General features: G+C 72.7%; 18 protein-coding genes. 9 read left to right on the plus strand and 9 right to left on the minus strand.

Annotation, left to right across the window (positions count from 1 at the left end; genetic code table 11):
• On the minus strand, nucleotides 1-1066 hold a 1066-nt coding region (locus DSZ44_RS18170), incomplete at its 3' end, for a LacI family DNA-binding transcriptional regulator (protein ID WP_181424504.1).
• Between the two features lie 177 nt (nucleotides 1067-1243).
• Between DSZ44_RS18170 and DSZ44_RS01885 the strand changes: the two genes are divergently transcribed.
• From DSZ44_RS01885 to DSZ44_RS01905, 5 genes are read left to right on the plus strand one after another with little or no spacing between them, the layout of a single operon-like run.
• Nucleotides 1244-2593, plus strand: a complete 1350-nt coding sequence (locus tag DSZ44_RS01885; protein ID WP_146237456.1) for an ABC transporter substrate-binding protein — start codon at nucleotides 1244-1246, stop codon at nucleotides 2591-2593.
• On the plus strand, nucleotides 2593-3540 hold the full coding sequence (locus tag DSZ44_RS01890) for a carbohydrate ABC transporter permease (RefSeq protein ID WP_110850879.1): 948 nt from the start codon (nucleotides 2593-2595) through the stop codon (nucleotides 3538-3540). The genes DSZ44_RS01885 and DSZ44_RS01890 overlap by 1 nt, the downstream gene beginning before the upstream one ends.
• Before the next feature lies 1 nt (nucleotide 3541).
• Nucleotides 3542-4408, plus strand: a complete 867-nt coding sequence (locus DSZ44_RS01895; protein ID WP_110850880.1) for a carbohydrate ABC transporter permease — start codon at nucleotides 3542-3544, stop codon at nucleotides 4406-4408.
• On the plus strand, nucleotides 4405-5394 hold the full coding sequence (locus DSZ44_RS01900; RefSeq protein WP_110850881.1) for a glycoside hydrolase family 43 protein: 990 nt from the start codon (nucleotides 4405-4407) through the stop codon (nucleotides 5392-5394). The genes DSZ44_RS01895 and DSZ44_RS01900 overlap by 4 nt, the downstream gene beginning before the upstream one ends.
• A gap of 23 nt (nucleotides 5395-5417) precedes the next feature.
• Nucleotides 5418-7679, plus strand: coding sequence for a glycoside hydrolase family 43 protein (locus tag DSZ44_RS01905; protein ID WP_110850882.1), 2262 nt, complete (start codon nucleotides 5418-5420; stop codon nucleotides 7677-7679).
• A 90-nt stretch (nucleotides 7680-7769) separates the two neighbouring features.
• On the opposite strand, the gene DSZ44_RS01910 is transcribed toward DSZ44_RS01905, so the two are convergent.
• Nucleotides 7770-8960, minus strand: a complete 1191-nt coding sequence (locus DSZ44_RS01910) for an OmpA family protein (protein WP_146237457.1) — start codon at nucleotides 8958-8960, stop codon at nucleotides 7770-7772.
• Between the two features lie 109 nt (nucleotides 8961-9069).
• Here DSZ44_RS01910 and DSZ44_RS01915 point away from each other — a divergent pair, with 109 nt between their 5' ends.
• Entirely contained in the window at nucleotides 9070-9387 is a 318-nt protein-coding gene (locus DSZ44_RS01915) for a thiamine-binding protein (protein WP_110851305.1), read from the plus strand.
• A 161-nt stretch (nucleotides 9388-9548) separates the two neighbouring features.
• Complete coding sequence (locus DSZ44_RS01920; RefSeq protein WP_110850884.1) at nucleotides 9549-10583, plus strand: NAD(P)-dependent alcohol dehydrogenase; 1035 nt, start codon at nucleotides 9549-9551, stop codon at nucleotides 10581-10583.
• A gap of 182 nt (nucleotides 10584-10765) precedes the next feature.
• Here DSZ44_RS01920 and DSZ44_RS01925 read toward each other — a convergent pair whose 3' ends face one another.
• The 5 genes from DSZ44_RS01925 to DSZ44_RS01945 form a co-directional block, all read right to left on the minus strand.
• The gene (locus DSZ44_RS01925) at nucleotides 10766-11740 is read right to left on the minus strand and encodes an ATP-grasp domain-containing protein (protein ID WP_110850885.1); all 975 of its coding nucleotides are present in this window, start codon (nucleotides 11738-11740) and stop codon (nucleotides 10766-10768) included.
• 14 nt (nucleotides 11741-11754) lie between these two features.
• The gene (locus DSZ44_RS01930) at nucleotides 11755-13329 is read right to left on the minus strand and encodes an AbgT family transporter (protein WP_110850886.1); all 1575 of its coding nucleotides are present in this window, start codon (nucleotides 13327-13329) and stop codon (nucleotides 11755-11757) included.
• 14 nt (nucleotides 13330-13343) lie between these two features.
• The gene (locus DSZ44_RS01935; protein WP_110851306.1) at nucleotides 13344-14609 is read right to left on the minus strand and encodes a M20 family metallopeptidase; all 1266 of its coding nucleotides are present in this window, start codon (nucleotides 14607-14609) and stop codon (nucleotides 13344-13346) included.
• 130 nt (nucleotides 14610-14739) lie between these two features.
• Nucleotides 14740-15234, minus strand: coding sequence for a thermonuclease family protein (locus tag DSZ44_RS01940; protein WP_181424505.1), 495 nt, complete (start codon nucleotides 15232-15234; stop codon nucleotides 14740-14742).
• Nucleotides 15235-15298: 64 nt separating this feature from the next.
• Nucleotides 15299-16099 carry a hypothetical protein gene (locus tag DSZ44_RS01945; RefSeq protein ID WP_110850888.1) on the minus strand — a complete coding sequence of 267 codons (801 nt, stop codon included), beginning with the start codon at nucleotides 16097-16099 and terminating at the stop codon, nucleotides 15299-15301.
• 157 nt (nucleotides 16100-16256) lie between these two features.
• On the opposite strand from DSZ44_RS01945, the gene DSZ44_RS01950 reads away from it, so the two are divergent.
• On the plus strand, nucleotides 16257-16901 hold the full coding sequence (locus tag DSZ44_RS01950) for a DUF4142 domain-containing protein (protein WP_110850889.1): 645 nt from the start codon (nucleotides 16257-16259) through the stop codon (nucleotides 16899-16901).
• A 255-nt stretch (nucleotides 16902-17156) separates the two neighbouring features.
• Nucleotides 17157-17846 (plus strand): class F sortase, encoded by a 690-nt coding sequence (locus tag DSZ44_RS01955; RefSeq protein ID WP_110850890.1) that lies wholly within the window; start codon nucleotides 17157-17159, stop codon nucleotides 17844-17846.
• Nucleotides 17847-17903: 57 nt separating this feature from the next.
• On the opposite strand, the gene DSZ44_RS01960 is transcribed toward DSZ44_RS01955, so the two are convergent.
• Both DSZ44_RS01960 and DSZ44_RS01965 read right to left on the minus strand, forming a co-directional pair.
• Nucleotides 17904-19793 carry an NHL domain-containing thioredoxin family protein gene (locus DSZ44_RS01960; protein ID WP_110850891.1) on the minus strand — a complete coding sequence of 630 codons (1890 nt, stop codon included), beginning with the start codon at nucleotides 19791-19793 and terminating at the stop codon, nucleotides 17904-17906.
• Nucleotides 19790-20038: a hypothetical protein gene (locus tag DSZ44_RS01965; RefSeq protein WP_110850892.1), complete on the minus strand. Its 249-nt coding sequence runs from the start codon at nucleotides 20036-20038 to the stop codon at nucleotides 19790-19792. Before DSZ44_RS01965 ends, DSZ44_RS01960 begins: the two co-directional genes overlap by 4 nt.
• Nucleotides 20039-20068 lie beyond the last annotated feature (30 nt).

Here is a 20068-nt window from a genome sequence, read left to right on the forward strand (position 1 = left end):
CGGGGCGGGAGCCGGCTGTCGGCGGTAACAAGTCAGCTGTCGGCGGGAGGGGGGTGGGGGTGGGGGTGGTGGTCTCGCGGACCATGAGGCGGTGGGGCACGGTCACGGTCTGCGGGGGCACGCCGGCGGCGGCACCTCCGCGCAGGAGCAGGTCGATCGCCGCGGTGGCGAGGGCCTGCTTGTCGGGGGCGATGGTGGTGAGCGACGGCGTCGTGTACGTCGCCTCCTCGACGTCGTCCACGCCGACGACGGCCACGTCCTGCGGCACCCGCAGGCCGCGCAGCGCGAGCGTGCGCAGGGCTCCCAGGGCGAGGGCGTCGTTGAAGCAGAAGACGGCGTCGGGCGGTTCGGGCAGCTCGAGGAGCCGGTCCATGGCGGCGGCGCCGTCGGGGCGGTGGAACTGCTCGACGGTGGCGACGAGCCGCTCGTCGGCGGGCACGCCCGCGGCGGTGAGCGCGTCGCGGTAGCCCTCCAGGCGCAGCAGCGCCGTCTCGTTCGGGCCGCTGACCTGCGCGCCGATCGCCGCCACGCGCCGCCGGCCCAGGCCGAGCAGGTGCGTCGTCGCGTCCGCGGCCGCGGCGCAGTTGTCGATGGTCACGTGGTCGAAGACGGCGTCACCGACGTGCTCACCGAGCAGGACGAGCGGTGAGCGGTCCACCCGCTCGCGCAGCGCCGGTCCGTCCAGGGCGAGAGGGGACAGGACGAGCCCGTCGAGCACCGGCAGGTCGCGTCCCTCGAGGAGGGCGCGCTCGGCCTCCTCGGTGCCCTCGGTCTGGGACAGCAGCACCATGCGCCCGCGTGCCTTGGCGGCGCGCACGAGCTCGGCGGCGAGCTCGGCGAAGTAGGGCTGGGTGAGCTCGGGCAGCGCGACGGCGATGAGCCCGCTGGACCCGCGGCGCAGGTGCCGCGCGGCGAGGTTGGGCCGGTAGTCCAGCGCGGTGAGCGCCTCCTCGACACGCTCGCGCGTGGTGGCGGTGACCGACCCGGTGCCGTTGACGACGTTGGAGACCGTCTTGATCGACACCCCCGCGCGGGAGGCCACCTCGCGCAGACCGATGCGAGCCATCGCCCCTCCTTCCGCTGCCCGCCGGCCACCGCCCCGCGACGCCGCGCGATCTGGACCGGACCACCCGACCATAACGAATCGGCTCACCGGTATACAACGTTTACCGCCTGTGTTAGAAAGGCCGTCCAGGCACCTCCAGGGCCGGGGGTGCACCTCATCGACGAGGGGGCTTTCACGATGACAACCACACGGACAGCACGGGCCGGTGCCCGCAGGAGGAGTGCCCTCGCGGCCGCGACGGCCACCACCGTCGTCGTCCTCGCGGCGTGCGGCGGCGGACAGACACCCGAGGAGGCCGCCGGCGGCGGCGACACGAGCGAGGCACCGGAGTTCACCGGGGAGTACACCGGGCCGGAGGTCGAGCTGGCCTACTGGAACGGCTTCACCGGCGGCGACGGTCCGTTCATGCAGGACCTCGTGGACCAGTTCAACGAGGAGCACGACAACATCACCGTCGTCCCCAACACCATCGAGTGGGGCGACTTCTACCAGCGGCTGCCCGCCGCCGTCACCCAGGGCGAGGGACCCGAGGTGGGGGTCATGCACCTGGACCAGCTCGCCACCATGGCGGCACGCAACGTCATCGTCCCCCTCGACAACCTCGCCGAGTCCCTCGAGCTCACCGCCGACGACTTCACCGAGGAGATCTGGGACGCCGGCATCTACGAGGACGCCCGCTACGGCATCCCGCTCGACGTCCACTCCCTGGCGATGTACTACAACACCGAGCACTTCGAGGAGGCGGGCATCACCGAGCCGCCCACCGACGAGGCCTCGTTCATGGAGGCGCTCGACGCCCTCCAGGCGGCCGGCTACGAGCAGCCCTTCTGGATGCCGCAGGTGTGGCCCAGCCACCTCATGTGGCTCTCCCTCACCTGGCAGAACGGCGGGGAGATCTACGCCGAGGACGGCTCCGCCGCGATGTACGACTCCCCGGAGGGCGTCGAGGCGCTGGAGTGGCAGCGCTCCATCATCGAGGAGGGCTACAGCCCCAACGACGTCGCCCCGGACTCCCAGTACATCGCCTTCAAGAACGGGGAGACCTCCATCACCTGGGACGGCATCTGGCAGATCAACGACCTCGAGGCCTCGGGGGCGCCCTACGGCATCGCCCCGGTGCCGACGATCGGTGAGGAGGACGCCGTGTGGGCCAACTCCCACCACTTCTTCATGACCCGCCAGGCCACCGAGGACGAGAACACCGCCGCGGCCGCGCAGGTCTTCATCGCGTGGATGTCCGAGCAGTCCGGCGAGTGGGCCGGCTCCGGCATGATCCCGGCGCGCCTGTCCGTCCGTGACAGCGGCGTGCTCGACGGCATGCCTCAGCAGGCCATCGCCGAGGTCATCGACACCATGCGCTTCCTGCCGCCCGTGCCCGGCGTCGGTGGCGTGCAGACCGAGGCGCTGGAGCCGGCGATCTCCAACGCCGTGCTCGGCAACACCCCGCCGTCCGAGGCGCTGGGTACCGCGGCCGAGCAGGCGACCAACCTCATGGAGCAGAACCTCGAGAGCTTCGGAGCGGAGTAATGACCACCGCTGTGGCACCTCCGCGTAGCGAGGAGGGGCTGCGGGAGGGGCCACGGCGTGGCATCCCGGTTCACGGGAGGGCGACGCCGTGGCTCTTCCTGGCCCCCTACCTCGTGCTGTTCCTCGTGTTCGTCGTCGCGCCGGTCGTCCTCGGCGCGTGGATCAGCCTGCACCGGTGGGACTACACCCTGCCGAACAAGCCCTTCGTCGGCCTGGACAACTACGCCGCGCTGTTCGACTCCGGCTCCATCACCTCGGCGCAGTTCTGGGACGCCATGGAGGCGACGGGCATCTTCACGCTCTTCAGCGTCCCGCTGCTGCTCACCGTGCCCCTCGGCGTCGCGCTCATCATGAACATGCGTTTCAGGGGCCGGAACTTCTTCCGCGCCGTGTACTTCGCGCCGTACGTGCTCGGCGTGGCGGTCGTCGCGGTCCTGTGGCGCTACCTCCTCGACAACAACATCGGGCTCGTCAACTACTACCTCGGCATGCTCGGCCTGCCGGACGACACCGCGTGGCTCACCTCGAGCCCGGCGGTGTGGGTGAGTCTGGTCGGCGTCACCGTGTGGTGGACCCTCGGCTTCAACGCCGTCATCTACCTCGCGGCGCTCCAGGACATTCCCGGTGAGCTCTACGAGGCGGCCCGGGTGGACGGCGCGAACCGCTGGCAGCAGTTCCGCAACGTCACGCTGCCGGGCCTGCGCCCGGTGCTCGCCTTCATCACGACGATCACCATCATCGCCTCGGCCAACATGTTCGGGCAGTCCTACCTCATGACCCAGGGTGGCCCCGGCCGCGAGACCCGCACGGCGATCTACCAGATCGCCGAGACGGGCCTGCGCAACTACCAGATGGGCACCGCGGCGGCGATGAGCTACATCCTCACCGCGGCGCTCATGGTGCTGAGCATCATCGTCTTCTGGCTCTTCCGTGAGCGGAGGTCATGACATGACGACGACGGCACACCGGGAGCCCGCCACGACCCGACGGAGGCCCGGCGGTCGCGTCGTCGTGCGCTACGTCGTGCTCGGCGCGCTCGCCCTGCTGTTCATCAGCCCGCTCATCTACATGCTCGTCACCTCCTTCAAGGAGCGCGGCGAGGCGGCCGGCTTCCCGCCGACCTGGGTCCCTGACCCGCCGACCACCGACGCCTACTCCTCGATCCTCGGGACGAGCGGCACGCCCGTGCTGCGCTGGTTCCTCAACAGCCTCGTGGCGGCGTCGGCGAACGCCGCCCTCGTGGTCACGACGTCGACGCTCGCCGGTTTCGCGCTCGCGCGGATGCGCTTCCGGGGCCGCAGCCTCGTGTTCGGGGCGGTCATCGCCACGCTCTTCGTGCCGCCGGTCATCCTCGTCATCCCGAACTACCTCATCGTCGGGGAGCTCGCCTGGCTCAACACCCTCGCCGCGATCATCGTGCCCACCGCGGCCTCGGCGTTCGGGGTGTTCTTCATGCGCCAGTTCTTCATCAGCCTCCCCGGGGAGCTGGAGGAGGCCGCCCGCCTGGACGGGGCCAACCAGTGGCAGGCCTTCCTCAAGGTCGCCCTGCCGCTGTCCCGACCGGCGCTGGCGACCCTCGCGCTGCTGTCCTTCCTCACCAACTGGAACGACTTCCTCTGGCCGGTCTACGTCCTGTTCAGCCCCGAGGTCCAGACCCTGCCGGCGGGCCTGTCCACGCTGCAGACCGCCAACGCCGTGCGCTACGACCTCCTCATGGCCGGCGCGGTCATCGCCTCCGTCCCGGTCCTCGCGCTGTACGTCTTCCTGCAGCGCTACATCATCGAGGGCGTCTCCCGCTCGGGGCTCAAGGGATGAGGCGACCGGGCACGACGACGACGGCGCTGGCCTGCGTCGTCGTGCTCGCCGCCTGCGGGGGCGGGACGGACGACGACGCCGCCGCGCCCGCGCCGTCGTCGTCCTCGCCCGCCGAGGACGTCAACCCGGTGATCGACGACGACTTCCCCGACCCGGACGTCCTGGAGGTCGACGGCACCTACTACGCCTACGGGACCAACGGGAACCTGCGCAACGTGCGGGTGGCGCGCTCCACGGACCTGGAGGAGTGGGAGCTGCTCGAGGACGCGCTGCCGGACCTGCCCAGGTGGGTGATCCCCGGCAAGACGTGGGCACCAGAGGTGACGGAGCTGGACGACGGAAGCTACGCGCTGTACTTCACCGCGACGAACTACGACCCCTACGCGCAGTGCGTGGGCGTGGCGACCGCCGACGCGCCCGAGGGGCCGTTCACCGTGGTGGGAGAGGAGATGCTCGTGTGCCCGCAGGAGCAGGGCGGCGCGATCGACGCCTCGACCTTCACCGACACCGACGGCACCCGCTACCTGCTGTGGAAGAACGACGGCAACGCGGTCGGGGTGGACACCTGGCTCCACCTCGCCCCGCTCGCACCGGACGGGCTGTCGCTCACCGGTGAGCCGGAGCGGCTGCTCAAGCAGGACCAGGACTGGGAGGGGCACCTCGTCGAGGCGCCCACGCTGGTGGAGCGGGACGGCACCTACGTCCTGCTCTACTCGGCCAACGACTACGGCGGCGAGCAGTACGCCGTCGGGTACGCGACGGCCGACGCCGTCGCGGGCCCCTACACCAAGGCCGACGAGCCGCTGCTCACCACCGACGCCACCGACGGCCGCTTCATCGGCCCCGGCGGGCAGGACGTGGTGACGGCGCCCGACGGCACCGACCGGCTCGTCTTCCACTCGTGGTACGGCGACACCTCCTACCGCGGCGTCAACGTCCTGCCGCTGGAGTGGGACGACGGACGTCCCGTCGTCGTCGTGCCCTGACACACCCCTCGGAGAGACCAACGATGAGACACCGACGGATCACGGCTGCCCTGGGCGCTGCGGCGCTCGCGCTCGGCATGGTCGGGGCGGCCCTCGCGCCGGCCCAGGCCGGCGGCGGGCACGACGACGGCCCCGCCACGTCCTACACGAACCCGGTGACGGCGGACTTCGCCGACACCTACGCCGACCCCGCGATCATCCGCGGCAAGGACGGCTGGTGGTACCTCTACGCGACGTCCGACCCGCTCGTCGAGGGCGGGGAGTTCGGGCTCATGCACGTGGCGCGCTCGCGCGACATGGTCGACTGGGAGTACCGCGGCACGATCCTCGACGAGGGGTCCGCGCCGTCCTGGGCCACCGACACGTCCTTCTTCTGGGCGCCGGACATCCGCTACGTCGACGGCCAGTACGTCCTGTACTTCACGGTGACCGACACCGAGCTCAACGCCGGCGACGACTCGGCGATCGGGGCGGCGACGGCGCCGACGCCGGAGGGACCGTGGACGCCGGTGGCCGAGCCGGTGGTCCCGCCGCGGCCCGACGGCGGCGGCTTCTTCTGGACCTTCGACCCCTCGATGCTCGCCGACGACGACGGCAGCCGGTACCTGTACTACGGCAGCTACTACGGCGGCCTGTGGGTCACCGAGCTCGACCCGAGCGGCCTGCGGGCCGTGGGCGAGGCGACGCAGGTGGCGATCAACGACAAGTTCGAGGGCGCCTACGTGCTCAAGCGCGACGGGTACTACTACCTCATGGCGTCCTCGGCGAACTGCTGCGCGGGTCCCTCGACCGGGTACAGCGTGTTCGCCGGCCGGTCGGAGAGCCCGCGCGGGCCCTTCGTCGACCACGAGGGGGTGTCCCTGCTCGACACGCGGCCCGGCGGCACGCAGGTGCTCGTGCAGAACGGCAACCGGTGGATCGGGGCGGGGCACCACACGGTGGTGAGCGACCTGTCCGGCCAGGACTGGATCTACTACCACGCCATCGACCGGGAGGAGCCGTGGCTGAGCGAGCCGGGCGGGATCAACCGGCGGCCCACGCTGCTGGACCGGCTCGACTGGGTGGACGGCTGGCCGGTGACCCGGGCCGGGGCGGGGCCGAGCGAGGGGTCGCAGACCGGTCCGGTGGCAGGGTCCCTGCTGGGCCTGACGGTCGAGGACCCGGCCGAGGGGCGCGCGCTGCGCGGCTCCTACCGCCCCGACGTCGACGAGCAGTCCGGGGACCACGCGCTGGTCCGCGGACGGGTGTGGACGGACGAGGCGGCGCCGGAGGAGGTGCACGTCGAGCTCGACCTGCGCACCCGCCGCACCGAGCCCTTCCTCGTGCGGGTGGGGCGCGGCTCCAACCGCATCGAGGTGGAGGTGAACCCGGGGGAGCGCGAGCTCCACGTCGAGTACGGGCACGGACGCTTCCAGGAGGAGACGACCGTGCCGATCCCCGAGGAGTACGACCTGTCGGTGTGGACGGCGCTGCAGGTCCACGTCGTCGAGGGGCAGGTGCACGCCCGGCTGAGCGAGTCGCGGCTCGGTGACGTCATCGCCGAGGTGGGGCTGGAGCTGCGGCCGGGGATCCTGCGCTCGGCGCCGGTGGAGCTCAGGGGAACCGGTGCCCACGTGGACAACCTGTCGGTCAACGCGGCCCACGAGCCGGTGGCCGAGATGGTCGCGGAACCGGTGCGCGGTGAGGTGCTCGTGGAGGAGAGCTTCGACGACGCCGAGCTGGACGGGTGGGAGTGGGTCCGCGAGGACCCGGCCGCCCGCGTGGAGGACGGCGCGCTCGTGTGGCCGCTGACCGGTGCTGACCTCGTCGGTGCCGGCGGTTCTGGCGGCCTGCTCCTGAGGGAGGCACCCGCGGGTGACTGGATGGTGGAGACGAAGCTGACCCTGGACCTCGGGGACACCGAGGTGCGCAACTACCAGCAGGCCGGGCTCATCGTCCACGCCGACGACGACACCTTCCTGCGCCTGGGCCACGTGGCCATCTGGAACACCCGCCAGGTGGAGTTCGGCAAGGAGGTGAACCAGGACGGCTTCCTGTCCTGGGGCGGCCACACGAGCGGCCCGCCCGCCGACACGACGTGGCTGCGCATCCACCACACGACCAACGACGCCGGCGAGCACCTGTACCGCTCGGCCTTCTCCACCGACGGCGAGTCCTGGCGCTGGGGCGCGACGTGGACCCTGCCGGCGGGCTCGGACGCCCGTGTGGGCCTCTACACCGGCGGCGGCGCCCAGCCCGAGACCGAGGCCGTCTTCGACCACGTGCGGTTCTACGACGCCGGCTGACGCCCCCTCATGTCGCCGAGAGCTGAGTTGTTACTCGGGCATACGCCGGAACAACTCAGCTCTCGGCGAGGGGAGGAGGCCGCAGCTGGGCTACTCGAACTTGATGGTGATGACGACGCGGCGGTTCTGGGCGCGGCCCTCGTCGGTGTCGTTGTCGGCGCGCGGGTGGGCGAAGCCGTGGCCGGTCGTGCTGACGAGGCCGGCGTCAAGGCCGCCGTGGTCGACGAGCCAGGTGGCCACCGCCTGCGCGCGGCGCTCGGACAGGTCGAGGTTGTGCTCCTCGGTGCCGACGTCGTCGGTGTGCCCCTCGACGACGACGGCGGCCGGGGTGCCGCGGTCCGCGATGTCAGCGACGACCGCCTCGAGGGCGGAAGTGGCCTCGGGCAGGATCTCGTCCTCGTTGTTCCCGAAGAGGACGTCCCCCTCGCTGCTGTAGGACACGGACTCGTCCTTGTCCGTCACCTCGACGTCGTCGGTCCCCTCCAGGCGATAGCCCTCGAGCGACGCACCGGAGACGCTCTCGCCGGACACGGAGGAACCCGGGACCGACACCCCGGGGATCGACGCGCCCGGCACCTGGCCGTCGTCGAGGTACTCCACGGGCCGGTAGGCCACCGACTGGTAGGAGGCGGGCTGGTAGCCCGCCGCCCGGTAGATGGCCGGCCGGTAGACGGCCGACACATACGAGCCGGGCTCGTCGTCCTCGACCTGGCAGACCTGCTCGGCGGAGACACCGTCGACGACGACGTCGGGCTGGGTGACGCCGTCGACGACGATCTCCTCCAGCACGGTGCCGTCCGGCAGCATCACCGCGGGCAGCACCCGCGAGGGCAGGGAGTAGCCGGGGATGAGGGCGCCGCTGATCTCCACGGCCCCGAGGCAACCACCGGGGGCGTCGTACTCGACGATGCAGCCGCGGTCGATCACCCGCTCGGGGATCGTCACCGCCTCGATGACCTGCGCCGGCACGGTCTCGCCACCGAGCTCGAAGGCCTCGACCACGACCTCGGGGACCTCCTGCGCCTCGATCACCTCGTCCTCGAGCATGGTGACGGTCTTGCCCTCGCCGGGTTCGCACTGGGAGAAGCGCTGACCGACGGGCGCGGTGGCCGTCGCGCCCTTGGACTCCTCCGTAGGGCTCCGCTTCTCCTCGACGGTGCTCCCGGTGGCCGACGGCGTAGGTTCGGCAGGGGAGGCGGCCGGTTCGGCCTCGCCCGAGCAGCCGGCGAGGAGGAGCGCCCCCGTCGCGAGAACCGACACCGAGACGCGCGATGACCGCATGAGTACCCCTGCCCTTCGACGGGGTGAGCCCCACGCCTGTCGCCGACAAAACCGACACCGAGGCTAGCGGAGCCCCAAGGCTCGTCAGGACCGCCCTAGCATGAGCGCCATGCTCTTTGCCTTCTCCGTCGCGCCCACCGTCTCCGACTCGCCCGACGGCTCCGTCTCCGACGCCGTCGCCGCCGCCGTCCGCGTGGTGCGGGCGTCGGGGCTGCCCAACGAGACCACGGCCATGTTCACCACCATCGAGGGGGAGTGGGACGAGGTCATGCCCGTCATCAAGGCCGCGTGCGACGCCGTCGCCGCCCACAGCCCGCGGGTCAGCCTCGTCCTCAAGGCCGACCTGCGCCCAGGCTACGAGGGCCAGCTCAGCGCCAAGGTCGAGCGCGTCGAGGAGCGACTCCAGGGCGAGGGCTCGCCCGAGTAACGCCTCCGCGCTCGGCGCGGGGAGGGGCGGGTCGGCGTCAGTGACAACTCAGCTCTCGGCGCGGACGGTTGTAGGACCTCCTCCCCATGCTGGGGGGCGGGTTCGCTGAGAGGGTGGTGGGGAGGGCCGGCACCTCGCGCCGGTCCAGAAGGAGGATCAGCATGAAGGCCCTGCAGTACCGCACGATCGGCGCCGCTCCCGAGGTCGTCGAGATCGAGACACCCGAGCCCGGTCCCGGCCAGGTGCGCCTCAAGGTCACCGCGGCCGGCGTCTGCCACTCCGACTCGTTCATCATGAGCCTGCCCGAGGACCAGTACATCTACGGGCTGCCCCTCACCCTCGGCCACGAGGGCGCCGGCGTCGTCGACAAGCTCGGCGAGGGCGTCACCGGCGTCGAGGTGGGCACCGCCGTCGCCGTCTACGGGCCCCAGGGCTGCGGCCGCTGCTACATGTGCGCCCAGGGCAAGGAGAACTACTGCGAGCGGGCCGCCGAGCTCGGTATCGCCCCGCCGGGGCTCGGCTCGCCGGGGGCCATGGCCGAGTACATGATCGTCGACGACGCCCGCCACCTCGTGCCGCTGGGCGACCTGGACCCCGTCCAGAACGTCTCCCTGACCGACGCCGGCCTCACGCCGTACCACGCGATCAAGGGCTCGCTGGACAAGCTCGTCCCGGGCTCGGTCGCCGTCGTCATCGGTGCCGGAGGCCTCGGGCACGTCGGTATCCAGATCCTGCGCGCCATCACCCCGGCCACGGTCGTCGCCCTCGACCTCGCCGAGGACAAGCTCGAGCTGGCGAAGGAGGTCGGCGCTCACCACGCCTTCCTCTCGAACGACGACGCCGTGGAGCCGGTCCGCGCCCTCACCGGCGGGCGCGGGGTCGCTGCCGTCTTCGACTTCGTCGGGGCCCAGCCGACGATGGAGCTCGGTGCCAAGATGGTCGCGGTCGCCGGTGACCAGGTGAACGTCGGGGTCGGCAGCGGGACCCTTCCCGTCGGCATGCTCGACCGGCCGTACGAGTCCTCGGTCCGCGCGCCCTACTGGGGCTACCGCCACGAGCTCTTCGAGGTGCTCAACCTCGCGCGGACCGGCGCCGTCCACGTCGAGACCGAGGTCTTCTCCCTCGACGACGCGCCCAAGGCCTACGAGAAGCTGCACGACGGCACGCTGCGCGGCCGCGCCGTCATCGTCCCGTAGCCCCTGACACCGAGAGCCGGGCTCCCGCGGCGGGAGCCCGGCTCTCGTCCTGCATAGCGGCTGCTCGTGATCGGCGCACAAGTCCGCGACACGTCCGGTAACCCGCCGCACCTCAAGGCTGGAGCCTGGACGGCGACAGGCCGCGGCGGACTTGTGTGCAGGATCCGGACGGCGGGCAACCGTCAGGCCGCGGCGGCGTCGCCCTCCGAGGCGAGACGGACGAGGTAGTCGGCCAGCGCGCCCGGCGCCGAGCGCGGCGCGACGGCCTCGACGTTCGCGTTGTAGTTCGTGTTCGTGTTGACGTCGTAGGTGAGCAGCCGCCCGTCGGCGGACTCGATGAGCTCCACGCCGAGCACCTCGATGCCGTTGCGGGCGGCGAAGTCGATGTACGTGCCGATGATCGGGTGGTCGAAGCCCTCGCGGAGGCTGAAGAGCTGCTGGCCGATCTCGGGGGCGATGGTCGCCCCGGGCGGGGTGATGGGTCGGCCGGTGCTCGGGTCGATCTCGCAGGCGTCCGCGGGGCAGAGCTGGAAGCCGCCGCGCGCGGTGTCGGCGTCGATGGCGTAGATGAACTCCCCGCCCACGATCTCCACGCGGGTGATCCGCGGCGTCGCCGCCTGGACGTACTCCTGGACGAGCGTGATGCCGTCCACCGGCTCCTCGAAATCGGTGGACCCGACGTAGGCCTCGAGCTCGTCGTAGGTGTCGAAGCGTCGTACGCCCAGACCCTTGCCGCCCTGGTTGTGCTTGAGGATGAGCGGGACGGGGAAGCCTCGCGCCGCCTCGAGGATGCGCTCGCGGCCGATCGCCGCGACCGTCCGCGGGGTCTCGATCCCGGCGGCGCGCAACGCGGTCAGCTGGTCGACCTTGCTCATCTCCAGCTCCAGCACCCGGCGCCCGTTGACGGTCCGCCGCCCGTGTGCCTCCAGCCAGGACAGCACCGCCCGCGTGTAGTCCTTGGACAGCGTGTGCCCGCGGGTGTGGGAGGAGGCGCTGATCCGGGACCAGAAGATCCCCTCTGGCGGGGCGGAGTCGAGGTCGAGGACTCCGTCGGTGAGCACCCACTCGACGACCTCGACGCCGCGCTCGGCGAAGGCCCGGGCGAAGGGCGGGAACCACTCGGGGTTCTCGTGCAGGGCGTAGATGGGGAGAGTCATGTCAGGGCGAACAGTCACTCGTCGAGGAAGATTCCGTTGCCGGGCCCGACGGGCAGGTCGAGGGCGAAGAACACCGACAGCACGAGCACCCACGCCACCCGGAACACCACGGTGAAGGGCAGCATCCGCGCGATGATCGTGCCGAGGCCGGCCTTGGGCTCGTACCTCCGCAGCATCGTCAGCAGCACGATGATGTAGGGGTTGAGCGGGGTGAGGATCTGCGTGGCGGAGTCGCCCACGCGGAAGGCGGCCTGGATGAAGGCCGGCTCGTAGCCGATGAGGGCGAACATCGGGACGAAGACCGCCGCCATGAGCGTCCACAGCGCCGAGCCGGAGATGATGAAGAGGTTGAGGCTCGAGGCGAGCATGACGAACAGGAGGATGGCGAGGAAGCCGGTGAGCCCGGCGGCCTCCAGCCCCTCCGCACCGGTCACCGCGATCCACGAGCCGATCCCCGACCAGTTGAACAGCGCGATGAACTGGCCCAGCACGAAGGCGAGCACGAGGAAGGGGATCATGTCGCGGACGGCCCTGCCCATGAGCGTGGTGACGTCCGGGACGCTGCGGGCGGTGCCGACGACCCACCCGTAGACGAGCCCGGGCACGAGGAACAGCAGGAAGACGAGGAAGACGATCGAGCTGAGCAGCGGGGAGCTGGGCAGGAAGCCGCCCTCCTCGTTGCGCCACGGCGAGCCGGGCACGGCGACGGCGGCGACGACCGCCACCGCCGTGAGCGCGAAGGCCACCGCCGCCCACAGCAGCCCACGGCGTTCGACGGCGGTCAGCTCGGCCGTCACCGCCTCGCTCGACGGCGCGCCGTCCTCCTCGTCGGCCCGCTCGGTCTGCGGCACGCCCTGGCGGGTGAGGCGAGGTTCGAGCACCTTGTCGATGAGCAGGCCGGCCAGCACCATGAGGATGAGGGCGGCCGCGATGTTGAAGAACCAGTTCGAGACCGGATTGACCGGCGCGCCCGGGTTCGGCAGGACGCCGGTCACGGACTGGGTGATGCCGGCGAAGAGTGCGTCGAGGCTCGTGACGAGGATGTTCGTCGAGTAGCCGGCGCCGGTCGCCGCGAAGCCGCCGATGAGGCCCGCCACCGGATGGCGGCCGGCGGCCTTGAAGGCCAGCGCGGTGAGCGGGGGGATGACGACGAAGGACGCGTCCGAGAGCACCGAGCCGAGCACGCCCACCACGCCGACGGCGTAGGGCAGCGCCCAGCGCGGCGCGGACCCGATGAGCCGGCGGATCGCGGCGGCCAGCATCCCGGACTTCTCCGCGACACCCACGGCCAGGAGGATCGGCAGCACGGTGACCAGCGGCGGGAAGCCGACGTAGTTCGCGCCGAGGTTCTCGGTGAGCCACACCAGACCCTCACCGGTGAAGAGGCCGCGGATCTCCGTGACCTCGTCGCTGCCGGGGATCTGCACGGTGACGCCCGCCCAGGCCATCACCGTCGACGCGACCGCGACGATGACGAACAGCGCGAGGAAGAGGGTGAAGGGCTCGGGGAGCCGGTTTCCGACGCGCTCGACGCCGTCGAGCAGCCGGGAGGGCCAGCCTCGCCGTGACGCCGTGGTGCCAGCGGTCATGTCGCCCTCGTGTCTCAGTCGAAGTAGTGGGGGACGTCGAGCGGGCCGCCCTGGGCGGTGAACTCGGCGTCGACGGCGGCGCGCAGCTCGCCGTCGCACAGGTAGTCGAGGGCGGTGAGGGCGAGGCCCACGGCGCCGTCGAGGGCGCCGGACCGAGCGGCCGGGCCGGCTGCCGCCAGCGCGAAGTCCTCGGTGTGGAGGGCGACGTCCGGCGGGGCGATCGCGATGAGCGGGTGGATCCCCGGCACGCGGTAGCTGACGTTGCCGAAGTCGGTCGACGCGGCGAGCGTCTCGGGCACGACCCCGCCGGCGAGCGGTTCGCGGCCCCGGCGCCGCTGCGCGGCGACCCAGCGGGCGGTCAGTGCCTCGTTGGTCCGCACCGGCAGCGACGGCGGCTCCTGGTCCCACACGATCTCGACGCTCGTGCCGGTCATGAGCGCGGCGCCGCGGGCGATGTCGTCGAGGCGGCGGCTGAGGTCGCGCAGCGTGTCGGGGTACTTCGAGCGCGCGTAGAGCTCGATGACGGCGCGGTCGGGGATGACGCTGGGGCGCGTCCCGCCCTCGGCGACGACGGCGTGGACCCGGTCCACGGGCGGCAGCTGCTGGCGGAGCAGGCCGATGCCCTGGTAGGCGAGGGCGGCGGCGTCCAGGGCGTTGCGGCCCATGAACGGCTGGGCGGAGGCGTGGGCGGAGACGCCGCTGAAGGTCCAGCGCAGCAGCCGGCGTCCGAGCCACACCTGGTCGGCGAGGTCGTAGCCGTAGGGGTGGACCATGACGGCGGCGTCGACGTCGTCGAAGGCGCCACCGCGGGCGAGCAGCTCCTTGCCGGAGTGCCCCTCCTCGGCGGGCGTGCCGAGGAGCACGACGCGGCCGGCGACGGCGTCGGGGCGGTCCGCGAGCGTGCGCGCCAGGGCGAGGAACGCCCCGACGCCGGCGGCGGCGATGACGTTGTGCCCGCAGGCGTGCCCGAGGTTCGGCAGCGCGTCGTACTCGGCGAGGATCGCGATGGTCGGGCCGTCGGCGGCGCCGCGGACCTCGGCCCGGAAGGCGGTCTCGACGCCGTGGACGCCGGTCTGCGCGTGCACGCCGTGGCGGGCCAGGGTCTGGACGAGCGCGGCGACGCTGCGGTGCTCCTCGTAGGCGGTCTCGGGCTCGGCGTGGAGGGTGGCGACGACGTGGTCGAGCTCGGGCGCCAACGCCTCGGCGGCGGACTCGACGGTGCCGCTCAGCTCCGCGGGCGCGCCGGTGAAGGGGGAGTCGGGGGCGGTGGAGTGCCGCATCCGTGCGTCGGTCTCGTCGGCGAGGTGCGTGAGGTAGGCCGTGCTCGGCTCGAGCGGGTCGGTGTGAGGCACTGCGCCAATGTAACGACGGGGTCGGGCGCGCGCCGTCCCAGCCGGCGGCCCCGGCCCGTCAGCAGCCGTTGGCCGGGTCGTAGAGGCCGCGGGACGCGGCCCGCGCCTCGTCGTGGGCGGCGACGACGGCGTCGTGGAAGCGGTCGTTCGGCTCCACGAGCACCGGCACCGCGAGACCGGCGCGGGCGACCTCGGCGTTGACGAGGACCTCGCCGAGGTAGACACCGGCGAGGAGACGGCCGTAGCGGTCGGTCGGCTCGACGTCCTCGACCAGTCGCACCTCGGTGCCGGGCGGGACGAGCGCGGCGAGGAAGGCGGTGGCCTCCTCGCCCAGGCACTCCGCCTCGGTGTAGGGGCCGTCCTTCTCGGGGGCGTCGAGGTTGAGGAGGCGGACGGGGACCTCCTCGCCGTCGAGGTCGACGCGGATGGTGTCGCCGTCGACGACGTGAGCGACGACGGCGACCTCACCCTCACTCTCCTCGGCCGGCGCGCACGCGGTGACGAGCACGGCGACGACGGCGAGGGCGAGCGGAGCGTGCCACGGTCGGGGCACGCCTACCGGCCCGCCGCGCAACCGATGGGCGCTCGGAGGAAGGCCGCCTCGGCCGGTGAGGGCCTCACTCGCACAGGCCGTCCTCGGTCACGCCTCGCGCGCACAGCGGGGTGAGCTCGACGGACCGGACGGTGTGCCCCCGACCGGTGCGCTCGGTGACGACGTGCAGCCGCTCCCCGGCGAGGGCGTCGTCGCCGAGGCCGACGACGTCGATGACCACCTCTCCGGCGTCACCCTCGACCGGGCCGTCCACGACCACCGTCTCGACCGACGGCGGGTGGTCGGCGGTCCGCTGCCGCGCGACGAGCAGGCCGGCCTCCTCGACCGTGGCGGCCGAGGGCAGCTCGGTGAGGTCGGCGGTGATGTCGGTGGTCCCACCGAGCTGGGCGATGTGCTTGAGGCTCACCCAGTAGTACCAGCCGTCGTGCACCATGACCTGCGTCCAGTGCGAGCCGTCCTCGCGCCGGCGGGTCTCGCCGATCGCCGGGCGGTACCCGAGCGGCTCCAGGGTGCCGGCGACCTCGAAGTCCGTGCCCGGCCCGCGCCGGTAGTTGAGGCCACTGCCCGCCTCGACCCCGATGACAGCGGCGATGTCGTCGGAGTACGGCGGGACGTCGACGACCTCGCCGGGCAGGTCGCCGGGGGCGGTAGCCGGGTCCGTGGGCTCCTCCGGACCGGTCGGCTCAGCGGTGGTCGGTTCCTCCGGGCCGGTGGGGTCCTCCGTGCTGGGCTCGGTGCCCGTCTCGGTGGGGGAGGCAGCGGTGGAGCTCGGCTCCCCGCCGGGACCGTCCTGCCCGGTCTCGGTGCCGCAGGCGGTCAGGAGCAGGCCGGCCGCGAGGACCGCCGCGGGAAGTGTTCGTCGCATGTCGAGCACGTTAGCGCCGAGCGACGGGCCCGCGACGTGGCCGGGCGCTGTCGAGACGTAGTTGCAACACACGGGCCTGCGCGCGCACCGTCGTGGACCGACCAGTACCGTGGGCAGGTGTGGCGTGCGCCACACCTGCTGATGTTGGGGGCTCGACATGGTTCTACGACGCGCTGTCCTCGGTGCCGGCGCTCTTCTCGGCGCCGTCGTCCTCGCGGTGTCTCCCGCGGCCGCGCAACCCTCCGGGCAGGACGAGGCCTGGATGGTGGCGGCCCACCAGAGCAACCTCGCCGAGATCGCCGCCGGCACGGCCGCGCAGGAGCAGGCCAGCACGGAGGCGGTGCAGGAGATGGGCGCCACGCTCATCGCCGACCACGAGGCGCTGGACGCCGATCTCGTCGCGCTCGCCGGGGAGCTGGGGGTCGACCTGCCCGACCAGCCGTCGCCGGAGCAGGAGAGGGCGCTCACGGAGCTGAGGGAGACGGAGGGCGAGGCCTTCGACACGGCCTGGATCGCCGCGCAGATCCAGGCGCACCGGACGTCCCTCGCCGCGGGGCAGGAGGAGATCGCCTCCGGTTCCGACGAGGACGTCGTCGCCCTGGCCGAGGCCGCCGCCCCCGTGATCCAGCGTCACCTCGACCACCTGCTCGCCATGTCCGGTGAGGCGCCTGAGGCGGTCCCCGGCGGACTCGCGCCCGACGGCTCGGCGAACGCGGTCGGTGTTGCGGCGATCGCCCTCGGCGCCGTCGTGGTGGCCGCCTCGACGGCGGTCGTCGTGCGACGCAGGCAGGTCCGGGCGTAGGTGGTCCCACGACACGCGGCGCGGTCGCGGCGCGGCGTCCCCTGGCCCGCGCCACGTGCGTCGCGTGGTGCCTCGCCGCCCACGGCCCGGGGGGTGCGCGTCGCCCCACGGCACGTGGTGCGCGTGCGGAGGGGTGCTCGGCGGCACGTCGCTCGCGTACCGAGCGAGACCTTGTGGCACGTCGTTCGCGTACCGAGCGACGCCTCGCGGCACGTCGCTCGCGCGCCTAGCGAGACCTCGCAGCACGTCGCTCCCGTGCCCCGCACGCCCCGGCACGCTGCCCGCGCGCGGCCGGACCTCCCGCTCCGGGGTGCCGCGCTCGCCGTGGCAGCCGGCCTCGCGCTGGTCGCCGGCGGCGTGCAGCTGCTGGTGCAGGAGCCCGCCGTCCACGCGCAGGACTTCGGCGCGACGAGGGCGGAGGTGTCGATGCCGGTCACGGTCCCCGGGCCGGCCGGCGTCGCAGGGCCGGACCCGGGCGCGGTCACCGCCTTCGCCCAGGCACCGACCCCCGTCCCTCCGGAGCAGGTGACGCTCCCCGGCGTCACCGCCGAGATCGTGCCGGTGGGCGTGCTGCCCTCCGGCGCGCTGCAGCTTCCCGAGGACCCCGCCCGCGTGGGGTGGTGGGCCGCGGGCAGCATGCCCGGTCAGGCCGACGGCACGGTGGTGCTCGCCGGCCACATGGACGGCCTGCGCCGAAGCGGTGCGATGAGTGCGCTGCTCGGCGTCGCGTCAGGTGACGTGGTCGCCCTCGAGGACAGCCGCGGGCGGGTCCACGAGTACCGGGTCGTCCAACGGAGCACCACGCCGCAGGAGAACCTGAGCCCGTCCCTCTTCGCGACGGACGGGCCGCCCCGGCTGGTCCTCGTCACCTGCGGCGGGACCTACGACGAACGCACCGGAAGGTACTCCGAGAACATCGTCGTCGTCGCCGAGCCGGTCGGCTGAGACGAGGCGTGCCGTCGGGGCGTCCTCCGGCGGCCCTGGTGGCGCGTGCCGCCCGCCTCAGCCGTGGAGGTTGAGGACGAGCTCCTCCGGGCCGCCCTCGACCACCCGCACCGGGATGCCCCAGTCCTGGGCGGCGAGGTGGCAGGCGGGGAACTCGATGGCGGGGTCGTCGTCGCAGGAGGCGGCCTTGGCGGTCACCGAGAGGACGGTCTGCTCGTCGTGCCCGTCGAGGGAGCCGAGGCTGAGGGTGACCTGCCGCTCGAGCTCGGTCCCCGTGCCGCCGCCGGCCACGAGGGAGTCGGCGGACACCGACAGCTGGGTCGACGGGCCGAAGCGGTCGTCGAGCTTCTTCCCGGCGGGCGGGGTGAAGACCACGCGCAGCGTGAAGCTCGGCGCCACCTCGGTGGCGGGGCGGTGGGTGCGGTGCGCGCCGCCGTCGTGCAGCTGGGCCGCGCCCTCGGGCAGCGGCACCCGCGTGAGCCGGTGGGCGGCGGACTCGACGACGACGAGGTGCGCGCCGTCGTCGTCCACGAGCAGGCCCGACGGCTCGGCGAGCCCGGTGGCCACGGTGCTCACCTGCCCGGTCGCGGGGTCGTAGAGGCGCACGGCGCCGTTGTACGTGTCGGCGACGGCCACCTGCCCGCCCGGCAGGGCGGCGACACCGAGCGGGTGCTGGAGCAGGGCCTCCGCGGCGGCGCCGTCGCGGTGGCCGAAGTCGAAGAGTCCCTGCCCGACGGCGGTGCGCACCGTGCCGGCCGGCACGTCGACGAGGCGCAGGGCGGAGGTCTCGGAGTCGGCGAGCCACAGGCGCCCGTCCGCGCCGACCGACAGGCCCGAGGGCTGGGCGAACCAGGCCTGCCGCAGCTCGCCGTCGACCAGGCCCTCGTTCATCGTCCCGCCCAGCCGCGCGACGAAGCCGGCGGCGGGGTCGAAGGTCCACAGCGTGTGGTGCCCGGCCATCGCGACGACCACGGCGTTCGCGGCCGTCGACCACGTGACGTCCCACGGGGAGGAGAGCCGGACCCGCCGGGCCGGGCCGTAGTCCTCGGTGGCGGGCTCCTCACCCGGCTCGACGTTGTCCGGGGCGCCCACCATGAACTGCTCACCGGTGCCGGCGAGCGTCGTCACGTGCCCGTCGGCCAGCCGCACGCCCCGCAGGAGGTGGTTGACCGTGTCCGCGACGACGACGTCGTAGCCCACCTCGCCCGCGACCTCACCGGGCAGGAGGCACAGCCCGTTGGGCTCGTTGAGCTCGGCGACGTCCGCGGGGCCGTCGGTGCGCCCGCGGGCACCGGAGCCGATGGTGCGCACGAGCGTCTCGCCGTCGGGCGCGAGCTCGACGAGGCGGTGGTGCCCGGCGTCGGCGACGAGGAGGTTGCCGCCGGGCAGGGCGATGGCCTTGGCGGGGAACTTGAGCAGGCCGGCGGTCGGCTCGGGCGGCACGTAGGGGCCCGAGCCGCGGTGCAGGGTGCCCTTTTCCTCGTGCTCGGCGACGAGCTGCTCGACGGTCGCAGCGATGTTCGGGGTGTGCCCCTCACCGGCCATGTGCCCGACGATGTAGCCCTCCGGGTCGATGAGGACGAGCGTGGGCCAGGCGCGGGCGGTGTAGGCCTTCCACGTGACGAGCTCGGGGTCGTCGAGGACGGGGTGGGCGACGTCGTAGCGCTCGACGGCGGCGACGAGCGCGTCCGGGTCGGCCTCGTGGACGAACTTGGGGGAGTGGACGCCGATCGTCACGAGGACGTCGTGGTACCTCTCCTCGAGCTCGCGCAGCTCGTCGATGACGTGGAGGCAGTTGATGCAGCAGAACGTCCAGAAGTCGAGGAGGACGATCTTGCCGCGCAGGTCCTGCAGGCTCAGCTCACGGCCGCCGGTGTTGAGCCAGCCGCGGCCGACGAGCTCGGAGGCGCGGACACGGGGCTGGGTGCGGGCGCTGGGCGAGGTCATGCCCCCATTGTCCCCGGGGCGGCCGCGCGGCCTGGCACGAGGACCTGGCCGATCTCGTGGGATGGGACACGGAGCTCGGCGGACGTGTCTGCCGGCTGCCCCTGTGCGCCGCCGCCTGGCAGGAGCCGGCCGGTGAGGACGTGCATCGCGACGAGGACGGCGAGGGCCAGCACCACCATCGCGACGCCGGTGGCGATGGCGCCGGCGACCTCGGGCAGCCGGGTACGGGGACGGTCTGTGCTCACAGGACGATCCTCGCGTCTCGGCGCCCGCGC

Source organism: Georgenia satyanarayanai, from assembly GCF_900116375.1.
Taxonomy (GTDB): Bacteria; Actinomycetota; Actinomycetes; order Actinomycetales; family Actinomycetaceae; genus Oceanitalea; species Oceanitalea nanhaiensis.

Excerpts from the sequence above, each read along its gene's own strand:
- DSZ44_RS01935 (WP_110851306.1), bottom strand. The coding sequence starts at position 14,609 with ATGCGGCACTCCACCGCCCCCGACTCCCCCTTCACCGGCGCGCCCGCG.
- DSZ44_RS01895 (WP_110850880.1), top strand. The coding sequence starts at position 3,542 with ATGACGACGACGGCACACCGGGAGCCCGCCACGACCCGACGGAGGCCC.
- DSZ44_RS01890 (WP_110850879.1), top strand. The coding sequence starts at position 2,593 with ATGACCACCGCTGTGGCACCTCCGCGTAGCGAGGAGGGGCTGCGGGAG.
- DSZ44_RS01960 (WP_110850891.1), bottom strand. The coding sequence starts at position 19,793 with ATGACCTCGCCCAGCGCCCGCACCCAGCCCCGTGTCCGCGCCTCCGAG.
- DSZ44_RS01915 (WP_110851305.1), top strand. The coding sequence starts at position 9,070 with ATGCTCTTTGCCTTCTCCGTCGCGCCCACCGTCTCCGACTCGCCCGAC.
- DSZ44_RS01920 (WP_110850884.1), top strand. The coding sequence starts at position 9,549 with ATGAAGGCCCTGCAGTACCGCACGATCGGCGCCGCTCCCGAGGTCGTC.
- DSZ44_RS01930 (WP_110850886.1), bottom strand. The coding sequence starts at position 13,329 with ATGACCGCTGGCACCACGGCGTCACGGCGAGGCTGGCCCTCCCGGCTG.
- DSZ44_RS01950 (WP_110850889.1), top strand. The coding sequence starts at position 16,257 with ATGGTTCTACGACGCGCTGTCCTCGGTGCCGGCGCTCTTCTCGGCGCC.
- DSZ44_RS01905 (WP_110850882.1), top strand. The coding sequence starts at position 5,418 with ATGAGACACCGACGGATCACGGCTGCCCTGGGCGCTGCGGCGCTCGCG.
- DSZ44_RS01900 (WP_110850881.1), top strand. The coding sequence starts at position 4,405 with ATGAGGCGACCGGGCACGACGACGACGGCGCTGGCCTGCGTCGTCGTG.
- DSZ44_RS01925 (WP_110850885.1), bottom strand. The coding sequence starts at position 11,740 with ATGACTCTCCCCATCTACGCCCTGCACGAGAACCCCGAGTGGTTCCCG.
- DSZ44_RS01885 (WP_146237456.1), top strand. The coding sequence starts at position 1,244 with ATGACAACCACACGGACAGCACGGGCCGGTGCCCGCAGGAGGAGTGCC.
- DSZ44_RS01910 (WP_146237457.1), bottom strand. The coding sequence starts at position 8,960 with ATGCGGTCATCGCGCGTCTCGGTGTCGGTTCTCGCGACGGGGGCGCTC.
- DSZ44_RS01945 (WP_110850888.1), bottom strand. The coding sequence starts at position 16,099 with ATGCGACGAACACTTCCCGCGGCGGTCCTCGCGGCCGGCCTGCTCCTG.